The 8,802-nt window shown below is 72.0% G+C and carries 10 protein-coding genes; 4 read left to right on the forward strand and 6 right to left on the reverse strand.

Translation table 11 applies throughout. The features are described from left to right. Window positions 1-26 precede the first annotated feature (26 nt). Both ACWDYJ_RS21290 and ACWDYJ_RS21295 read left to right on the forward strand, forming a co-directional pair. Window positions 27-485 carry a phage holin family protein gene (locus ACWDYJ_RS21290; protein WP_451567145.1) on the forward strand — a complete coding sequence of 153 codons (459 nt, stop codon included), beginning with the start codon at window positions 27-29 and terminating at the stop codon, window positions 483-485. Further along, window positions 482-1,459, forward strand: coding sequence for an alpha/beta fold hydrolase (locus ACWDYJ_RS21295; RefSeq protein ID WP_451567146.1), 978 nt, complete (start codon window positions 482-484; stop codon window positions 1,457-1,459). Before ACWDYJ_RS21290 ends, ACWDYJ_RS21295 begins: the two co-directional genes overlap by 4 nt. A gap of 343 nt (window positions 1,460-1,802) precedes the next feature. On the opposite strand, the gene ACWDYJ_RS21300 is transcribed toward ACWDYJ_RS21295, so the two are convergent. The 3 genes from ACWDYJ_RS21300 to nth all read right to left on the reverse strand — a co-directional run bounded on the left by ACWDYJ_RS21300 (window position 1,803) and on the right by nth (window position 4,707). Then, window positions 1,803-3,005 carry a MarP family serine protease gene (locus ACWDYJ_RS21300; RefSeq protein ID WP_451567147.1) on the reverse strand — a complete coding sequence of 401 codons (1,203 nt, stop codon included), beginning with the start codon at window positions 3,003-3,005 and terminating at the stop codon, window positions 1,803-1,805. 12 nt (window positions 3,006-3,017) lie between these two features. Continuing rightward, window positions 3,018-3,734 carry an NUDIX hydrolase gene (locus ACWDYJ_RS21305; RefSeq protein ID WP_451567148.1) on the reverse strand — a complete coding sequence of 239 codons (717 nt, stop codon included), beginning with the start codon at window positions 3,732-3,734 and terminating at the stop codon, window positions 3,018-3,020. Between the two features lie 100 nt (window positions 3,735-3,834). Further along, a complete protein-coding gene (gene nth, locus ACWDYJ_RS21310) occupies window positions 3,835-4,707 on the reverse strand; it encodes an endonuclease III (protein WP_451567149.1) in 873 nt (290 codons plus the stop codon). A gap of 249 nt (window positions 4,708-4,956) precedes the next feature. Here nth and ACWDYJ_RS21315 point away from each other — a divergent pair, with 249 nt between their 5' ends. Next, entirely contained in the window at window positions 4,957-5,631 is a 675-nt protein-coding gene (locus ACWDYJ_RS21315) for a Crp/Fnr family transcriptional regulator (protein WP_003981529.1), read from the forward strand. A gap of 135 nt (window positions 5,632-5,766) precedes the next feature. Beyond that, window positions 5,767-6,579: a nucleotidyltransferase domain-containing protein gene (locus ACWDYJ_RS21320; protein WP_451567150.1), complete on the forward strand. Its 813-nt coding sequence runs from the start codon at window positions 5,767-5,769 to the stop codon at window positions 6,577-6,579. Here ACWDYJ_RS21320 and ACWDYJ_RS21325 read toward each other — a convergent pair. Genes ACWDYJ_RS21325 through ACWDYJ_RS21335 form a run of 3 tightly spaced genes read right to left on the reverse strand, consistent with a single transcriptional unit; the run spans window position 6,576 to window position 8,637 of the window. After that, on the reverse strand, window positions 6,576-6,896 hold the full coding sequence (locus ACWDYJ_RS21325) for a hypothetical protein (RefSeq protein WP_451567151.1): 321 nt from the start codon (window positions 6,894-6,896) through the stop codon (window positions 6,576-6,578). The two genes, ACWDYJ_RS21320 and ACWDYJ_RS21325, sit on opposite strands and share 4 nt — an antisense overlap. Continuing rightward, the gene (locus ACWDYJ_RS21330; protein ID WP_451567152.1) at window positions 6,893-7,738 is read right to left on the reverse strand and encodes an MBL fold metallo-hydrolase; all 846 of its coding nucleotides are present in this window, start codon (window positions 7,736-7,738) and stop codon (window positions 6,893-6,895) included. Before ACWDYJ_RS21330 ends, ACWDYJ_RS21325 begins: the two co-directional genes overlap by 4 nt. Next, window positions 7,735-8,637 (reverse strand): NUDIX hydrolase, encoded by a 903-nt coding sequence (locus tag ACWDYJ_RS21335; RefSeq protein WP_451567153.1) that lies wholly within the window; start codon window positions 8,635-8,637, stop codon window positions 7,735-7,737. The genes ACWDYJ_RS21330 and ACWDYJ_RS21335 overlap by 4 nt, the downstream gene beginning before the upstream one ends. Between the last annotated feature and the right edge of the window lie 165 nt (window positions 8,638-8,802).

The following is an 8,802-nucleotide window of genomic DNA, read 5'->3' on the forward strand; positions in this document are numbered from 1 at the left end:
GCAGCAGACGAAAGAGGGAGTCAGAGATGAGCGCAGTGGACCAAGAGGCGCGGGGAGCCGAGCGCACACTCGGCCAGCTGGTCGCCTCGGCCACCGCCGAGATGTCCGCCCTGGTGCACGACGAGATCTCCCTCGCGAAGGCGGAACTCCGCCTGGACGTCAAGCGCGCGGGCATCGGCGGGGGTGCAGCTGTCGTCGCGGGGGCGCTCGTACTCTTCGCACTCCCGGTGCTGAGCTTCGCCGCGGCGTACGGGATCCACAATTTCGGGCTGCCGCTCTGGGCCTCCTTCCTGATCGTCGGCGCGGCGTTCGTGCTGATCGCGGTCCTGCTCGGGCTCTTTGCCTGGATGAAGATCAAGAAGGTCAAGCCGCCGGAGAGGACCATCGCCTCCGTCAAGCAGACCGCGGCGCTCGTCGGGACCGTCAAACCGCATCAGCGACCGGTGAGTGACAAGGCTGTGGGTGTGGCACGCTCGTCCTCATGACAGCGCCCACGCCGGACTCCAGCACTCCTCCCACCGCTGCCTCGGCGGTCCGGCTCGCCATCCCCGGCGGGCGGGCGGTGACGCACCGGGACGTCGCGGCCAACGGTGCCCGCTTCCACGTCGCCGAGCTGGGTGACGGCCCGCTCGTGCTGCTGCTGCACGGCTTCCCGCAGTTCTGGTGGACGTGGCGGCACCAGCTGACCGCGCTCGCCGACGCCGGATACCGCGCCGTAGCGATGGACCTGCGCGGGGTGGGCGGCAGCGACCGCACCCCGCGCGGCTACGACCCCGCGAACCTCGCCCTCGACATCACCGGGGTCGTACGGTCCCTCGGCGAACCGGACGCCGCCCTGGTCGGTCACGACCTCGGCGGATACCTCGCCTGGACGGCGGCCGTGATGCGCCCCAAGCTGGTGCGGCGCCTGGTGGTCTCCTCCATGCCGCACCCGCGCCGCTGGCGCTCGGCGATGCTGGCCGACTTCGGGCAGACGCGGGCCAGTTCGCACATCTGGGGCTTCCAGCGGCCGTTCATCCCCGAGCGCAAGCTCGTCGCGGACCACGGGGCTCTCGTAGGGGAGCTGATCCAGGACTGGTCCGGGCCCCGGCGGCTGGCGGACACGGACGCCGGGAACGAGGAGGCGCTCGCCGCGTACCGGCGGGCGATGTGCATCCCGTCCACCGCGCACTGCTCGATCGAGCCGTACCGCTGGATGATGCGGTCGATGGCCAGGCCGGACGGGCTGCAGTTCAACCGGCGGATGAAGCGGCCCGTACGGGTCCCGACGCTGCATCTGCACGGCTCGCTGGACCCGGTGATGCGTACGCGCAGCGCGGCGGGTTCGGGCGAGTACGTCGAAGCCCCTTACCGCTGGCGGCTCTTCGACGGTCTGGGGCACTTCCCGCACGAGGAGGATCCGGCCGCCTTCTCGACCGAGCTGGTGAACTGGCTCAAGGACCCTGAGCCGGACCGCTGATGGACCGGCTGATGGACCGACAGGTTGGTCATGCGCCTGTCTTACAACCATTCAATTGCCCGGCGCATAGGCCAATTAGCCGCGCGGGACGGGGTTATGGACCTTGGGCCCCGGGCACAGCTCGTTGTATGAGCTGGACGCACGACCACCGTGACACCGCACGCGAACGCCGCCCGGCCACAGCGCCTGGCGATCACGACAGGGCCGACCAGGTCGCCCACGACCTCCGGCTCGGGATCCCACGCATCCTGCGCCGCCGGGCCCGCTGGGTTTCGGCCCGGCTGCGCCATCCCCGCATGTAGACGCGTAGGCGACGCTCCCGTGGGAGGCGTCCCTCGTACGGTCAGAGGGCGCAGCCCCGGCTGTCGACCCGCCGGTCGGCGGTCTTCCCGATGCGGATGTCCTCGCGGATCTCGTCCACCGTCAGGGCGTAGCCGGTGTTCGGGTCGTCGAGCGACTTCGCGAAGACGACCCCGTACACCTTGCCGTCGGGCGCCAGCAGCGGTCCGCCGGAGTTGCCCTGGCGGACGGTCGCGTAGAGCGAGTAGACGTCGCGCCGGACGGTGCCCTGGTGGTAGATGTCCGGGCCGTTGGCGTTGATCCGGCCGCGGACGCGCGCCGCGCGGACGTCGTACGCGCCGTTCTCGGGGAAGCCGGCGACGATCGCGTCGCTGCCGCCGACCGCGTCCTTCTCGGTGAATTCCAGCACCGGGGCCTTCAGCTTGGGCACGTCCAGGACGGCGATGTCGCGCTCCCAGTCGTAGAGCACGACGGTGCCGTCGTAGAGCTTGCCCTCGCCGCCGATCTGCACGGTCGGCTCGCCGACCCCGCCGACGACGTGCGCGTTCGTCATCACCTTGCCGGGTGCGAAGACGAAGCCGGTGCCCTCCAGAACCTTGCTGCAACTGGGCGCCGTGCCGACGACCTTCACGATCGAGAGCTTGGCCCGCTCCGCGACACCGTTCTGGGCGAGCGCCGGGTCGGGCGCCTTCACCTCGGTGATGGGCTCGTTCGAGAACGGACTGAAGACCTGTGGGAAGCCGTTGCGGGCAAGAGTCGAACTGAAGTCCGAGAACCAGGTGTCGGCCTGATCGGGGAGCACCCGCGACACGCCCAGCAGCACCTTGGAGTTACGGACCTCCTTGCCCAGCGTCGGCAAGGAGGTCCCGGCGAGCGCCGAGCCGATCAGCCAGGCCACCAGCAACATCGCGACGACGTTGACCAGCGCCCCGCCGGTCGCGTCGAGCGCGCGGGCCGGTGACCACGTGATGGACCGCCGGAGCCGGCTGCCGAGGTGGGTGGTCAGGGCCTGGCCGATCGAGGCGCAGATGATGATCACCACCACGGCGATGACGACCACCGTGGTGGACGCCTCGGTGCCGTTGTCGGTCACCTGGTCCCAGATCAGAGGCAGCAGGGACACGGCGACGAGGCCACCGCCGAGGAAGCCGATCACCGACAGGATGCCGACGACGAACCCCTGGCGGTAGCCGACGATCGCGAACCACACGGCGGCGAGCAGCAACAGGATGTCCAGCACGTTCACGTGGTCACCGTCTCACGCGCGCCAGTCGAGCGGGACGTGACGTGAGCGGTCCCACGGACGCTCCCAGCCCGCGAAGTGCAGGATCCGGTCGATCACGCCCGCGGTGAAGCCCCAGACCAGCGCCGATTCGACGGTGAACGCCGGGCCCTGATGGCCGCTCGGATGCACCACGGTGACCCGGTGGTCCGGATCCGTGAGGTCCGCCACCGGAACCGTGAACACGCGGGCCGTCTCCGCCGGGTCCACCGCGCCGACCGGGGAAGGGGCGCGCCACCAGCCGAGCACCGGGGTCACGACGAACTCGCTGACCGGGATGTAGAGCCGGGGCAGCACCCCGAAGAGCTGCACACCGGCCGGATCCAGGCCGGTCTCCTCCTGCGCCTCCCGCAGCGCGGCGCGCAGCGGGCCGGTGGTCTGCGGATCGCCGTCCTGCGGATCGAGCGCGCCGCCCGGGAAGGACGGCTGGCCGGCATGCGAGCGCAGGCTGCCCGCACGCTCCTGGAGCAGCAGCTCCGGGCCGCGCGGGCCCTCACCGAAGAGGATCAGCACGGCGGACTGGCGGCCGCGGCCGTCCTCGGGGGGCAGGAAGCGGCTGAGCTGGCGGGGCTGGACGGTCCGCGCGGCGGCCGCCACGGGGTCGAGCCAGGCGGGCAGGCCTGTGGTGGTGAGGGTCAGGCCGTCGCCCTCACGGGCCGGCGCCGTGGTTTCGTCCCGTGTACCGCGTGTCATAGGCACCCCTGTCCGTGTTCTCCCACACCGCTGAACGCGGTCCGGGTACCGATTCGTTCCGAGGGCCTCCCTGCGCCGCCCTCGGGCCGTCGTGCCGCGCTCAGGCCGTCGTAGGAGCTCCCAGCGGCGGGGCCGGGAGGCCCGGGTAGTCGGGCGGCGGGTTCAGGCGCTGCCCCGGATAGCCGCCCATCTCGTACTTCAGCAGCTTCTTCGCCTTCTCCGGGTCGGTCTCGCCCTCCCCGTACGCCGGGCAGAGCGGGGCGATGGGGCAGGCGCCGCAGGCGGGCCTGCGCGCATGGCAGACCCGGCGGCCGTGGAAGACGACCCGGTGCGAGAGCATCGTCCACTCGCTCTTGGGGAAGATCGCGCAGATCTCCGCCTCGACCTTCTCCGGGTCCTGCTGCTCGGTCCACTTCCAGCGGCGCACCAGCCGGCCGAAGTGCGTGTCGACGGTGATCCCGGGGACTCCGAAGGCGTTGCCGAGGACCACGTTCGCCGTTTTGCGGCCGACCCCCGGCAGGGTCACCAGGTCTTCTATCCGGCCCGGCACCTCCCCGCCGAAGTTGTCCCGCAGGGCCTGCGAGAGGCCGATGAGGGCCTTCGACTTGGCCCGGAAGAACCCGGTCGGCCGGATCAGCTCCTCCAGATGTTCCGGAGGGGCCGCCGCCATGTCCTCGGGCGCCGGGTAGGCGGCGAACAGCGCCGGGGTCGTCTGGTTCACCCGTAGGTCCGTCGTCTGCGCCGAGAGGACGGTGGCGACCAGGAGCTCGAAGGGATTGCGGAAATCCAGCTCCGGATGGGCGTACGGGTACAGCTCGGCCAGCTCGCGGTTGATGCGGCGGGCCCTGCGGATCATGGCGAGGCGGGATTCCGGCTTCGCGGACGCCACCGCCTTCGGTTTCTTGGCCGAAGCTTTGCCCTGGGGGGCGGGCAGGACCGTCGCAGACGGCTCCATGGAGGCCTGTTCGCCCATGGCTGAATTATGGGGCGCGGTCACTGCCGCGGACCCCTTGGCCTGTGCTCTCACCGGCTTGTTGGACACCCGGCCAGCCTAAGGCCGGGCGCTGACACCCGCCCGGACCTCAGGTAACACCACTCCGATGGGGCTCTCGCCGCACAGCACGCCCGTACGTCCGGCATCCTTGTGATTGATCGCACTGTTTGAGCCGTCCGGCAAAATGGGGAGCGGTCCCCTGAGCAGGTCGACATAGGAGAGAGACTCGTGGACGACGTTCTGCGGCGCGCCCCGCTCTTCGCGGCGCTCGATGACGAGCAGGCCGCGGAGCTCCGCGCCTCCATGGGCGAGGTGACCCTCGCACGCGGTGACGCCCTGTTCCACGAGGGCGACCCCGGCGACCGGCTGTATGTCGTGACCGAGGGCAAGGTGAAGCTGCACCGCACCTCCCCCGACGGCCGCGAGAACATGCTGGCCGTCCTCGGCCCCGGTGAGCTGATCGGCGAGCTGTCGCTGTTCGACCCGGGCCCGCGTACCGCCACCGCCACCGCCCTGACCGAGGTCAAGCTGCTCGGCCTCGGGCACGGTGACCTCCAGCCGTGGCTCAACGCCCGGCCCGAGGTCGCGACCGCGCTGCTGCGCGCCGTCGCCCGGCGCCTGCGCAAGACCAACGACCAGATGTCCGACCTGGTCTTCTCCGACGTTCCCGGCCGTGTCGCCCGGGCGCTCCTCGACCTGTCGCGCCGCTTCGGCGTGCAGTCGGAGGAGGGCATCCACGTCGTCCACGACCTGACGCAGGAGGAGCTGGCGCAGCTCGTCGGCGCCTCCCGCGAGACCGTGAACAAGGCTCTGGCCGACTTCGCGGGGCGCGGCTGGCTCCGCCTGGAAGCGCGTGCCGTGATCCTGCTGGACGTGGAGCGGCTGGCGAAGCGCTCGCGCTGACGCCGGCTCTCGTCGTACCGTCGTGAAGGGGTCCTGCCCGCAAGCCGGGCAGGGCCCCTTCCGCATGTCCGGGGACAGCGCCACGGGGCCGTAAACGCGTGGGCGGGGCAGCGTCCGGGCGGCACAGTAAGGGCCATGGAGCGCACAGGGCTGGACTCGTACGGGTACTTCGAGCGGGAGGGTTCGCTCGGGCGGGTGCGGGCGCCGTTCACGGACCTCGTCGCGGCCGCGCGGGCCCGGATCGCCGAGGCCTACGGGAGCCGGCTGCACAGCGCCTACCTCTACGGGTCCGTGCCGCGCGGGACCGCCCGGCCGGGGCGCTCCGACCTCGATCTGCTGCTGGCCCTGCACCGGGAGCCCACCGACGAGGACCGGGACACGGCCGAGGTGCTCGGGCGGAGGCTGGACGAGGAGTTCCCGCAGATCGACGGCGTCGGCATCCTGCTGTACGGCAAGGACACGCTGCTGAGCGAGCGGGAACGTCACGACCTGGGCTGGTTCCTCGCCTGCCTGTGCACTCCCCTGCTCGGAGCCGACCTGGCCGAGCACCTCCCCCGGTACCGGCCGGACAGCCTGCTCGCCCGCGAGACCAACGGCGACCTGGCAGCGCTGCTGCCCCGGTGGCGCGCCCGGTTCACGGCCTCCCGGGAGCCCGCCGAGTACCGCCGGATGAGCCGGTTCTTCGCCCGCCACCTGGTGCGCACCGGGTTCACGCTGGTCATGCCCCGGTGGGGTGGCTGGACCAGCGATCTCGCCCAGTCCGCGGAGATCTTCGCCCGGTACTACCCGGACCGCGCCGCGCACATGCGGGCCGCGGCCGCCGTGGCCCTGGATCCGGTCGAGGATCCGGACGTGGTGCGCGCGTACATCGAGGACCTCGGGCCGTGGCTCGCGGACGAGTACACGGCGCGGCACGGCACGAAGACGCCCCGCCCGGACGCCCCCTAGTGCTGTGACTGGACCTGCTCGGTCACGGCGAGGGCCTCGACGGCCCGCTTGGCCTCCACCAGGCCCGCGCCGGTGATGCGCCGGTAGGCCTTGATGGCCTCGACCGTGCGGCCGTCGCGTACGAGGGCCCGTACGTCGTCGAGCCCGGCGGGCTCCGGCTCCTCGATGCCGAAGTGGTCCAGGACCAGCCCCAGGCGGCGCTCCAGCCGGTCCGCCTTGTGCTCCAGCGCCTTGATCCGCAGCGCGACGGTCGAGGTGATCCAGCCTCCCGTCGCGAGCAGGGCGAGCAGGGCGAGCAGCAGGAACATCGTGTTCATTCGGGTCCCCCAGGAATCAGTCCGTGATCTTGAAGGTACTCGAGCTGCGCGCGTACGGACCACTCCGCGATCGGCCACAGCGCACGGTCCACGTCCGCGTAGACGTGGGCGACGACCGCCTCGGCGGTGACGAAGCCGTTCTCCACCGCGGTCTCGACCTGGGCGAGCCGGTGGGCGCGGTGGGCCAGGTAGAACTCGACGACGCCCTGCGCGTCCTCCAGTACCGGCCCGTGGCCCGGGAGCACCGTGTGGACCCCGTCGTCGACGGTGAGGGAGCGCAGGCGGCGCAGGGAGTCCAGGTAGTCCCCGAGGCGGCCGTCGGGATGCGCGACGACGCTGGTTCCGCGGCCCAGGATGGTGTCGCCGGTCACCACGGCCCGGTCGGCGGGCAGGTGGAAGCAGAGGGAGTCCGCGGTGTGCCCGGGGGTGGAGACGACGATCATCTCCAGGCCGCCGATCCGGATCGCGTTCCCCGGAGCCAGGCCTTCGTCGCCGAGACGCAGCGCCGGGTCGAGGGCGCGCACCTTGGTGCCGGTGAGCTCCGCGAAGCGGCCGGCGCCCGCGGCGTGGTCCGGGTGGCCGTGGGTGAGCAGGGTCAGCGCGATCCGCTTGCCGGCCTGCTCGGCGGTGGCGATGACGGTCCGCAGGTGCGCCTCGTCCAGCGGGCCGGGGTCGATGACGACGGCCAGCTCGGAGTCCGGCTCGGAGACGAGCCAGGTGTTGGTGCCGTCCAGGGTCATGGCCGAGGGGTTGGGGGCCAGGATGTTGACGGCGCGGGCGGTGGCCGGACCGGAGGAGACCACTCCGCGGGGCCGGCCGGGCAGGTCGGTGGCATCGGTCATGCGGGGCCTCCCGGACGGACGCGCTTGGTGAACTCATCATGGCCCGGCCAGCTGAGTACCAGCTCGCCGCCCTCCAGGGAGGCCTGGGCCAGCACCGGGGTCAGGTCCTGCTCCGCGGCTGCGGCGAGCGCCTCGGCGGCGCTGACGTGCGGCTCCAGCGAGCGCAGCGTGGAGATGGTGGGCGGCATCATCAGCAGCTCGCCCTTGTCGTACCCCGCCGCGGCCTCGGCCGGGCGGATCCAGACGGTCCGGTCGGCCTCGGTGGAGGCGTTGCGGGTGCGCTGGCCCTCCGGGAGGGCCGCGACGAAGAACCACGTGTCGTAGCGGCGCGGCTCGAACTCGGGGGTGATCCAGCGGGCCCACGCCCCGAGCAGGTCCGAGCGCAGCAGCAGACCGCGCCGGTCGAGGAACTCCGCGAAGGACAGCTCACGCCCTACGAGTGCCTCGCGGTCGGCCTCCCAGTCGTCCCCGGTGGTGTCGCCGACGACGGTGTCCGCGGTCTGCCCCGCGAGCAGGACCCCGGCCTCCTCGAAGGTCTCCCGTACGGCGCCGCAGACGATGGCCTGGGCGGTCGCCGGGTCGGTCCCGAGCCGCGCGGCCCAGCTCTCCCGCGAGGGCCCCGCCCAGCCGACCTGGTGCTCCTCGTCACGGGAGTCGACGCCGCCGCCGGGGTAGGCGTACGCGCCGCCGGCGAAGGCCATGGAGGTACGACGGCGGAGCATGTGCACGGCGGGCCCGGCGGGGGTGTCGCGGAGCAGCATGACGGTGGCGGCGCGTCTGGGGGCGACCGGAGTGAGGGAACCGTCCGCGAGCGCGCGGATGCGGTCGGGCCACTCCGGGGGGTACCACTGGCCTCCGGCGGGCTGGCTGGGCGACGGACCGTGCTGACCATTCGGCATGGCCGGATGCTACGACCATCCGGCCCGATGTTCGAGGGCCGCCCTCCCCGGACACCACGGGTGGCGGACCCCGCCGGGCCTGGGTGCTGAACAACTTCGCCTGGCTGTTCGTGATCGCCGCCGACATCTTCCTCGTCATGTGCGTCGTGCTCGGCGGTGCCTTCG

The organism is Streptomyces sp. NPDC003042 (genome assembly GCF_053591315.1).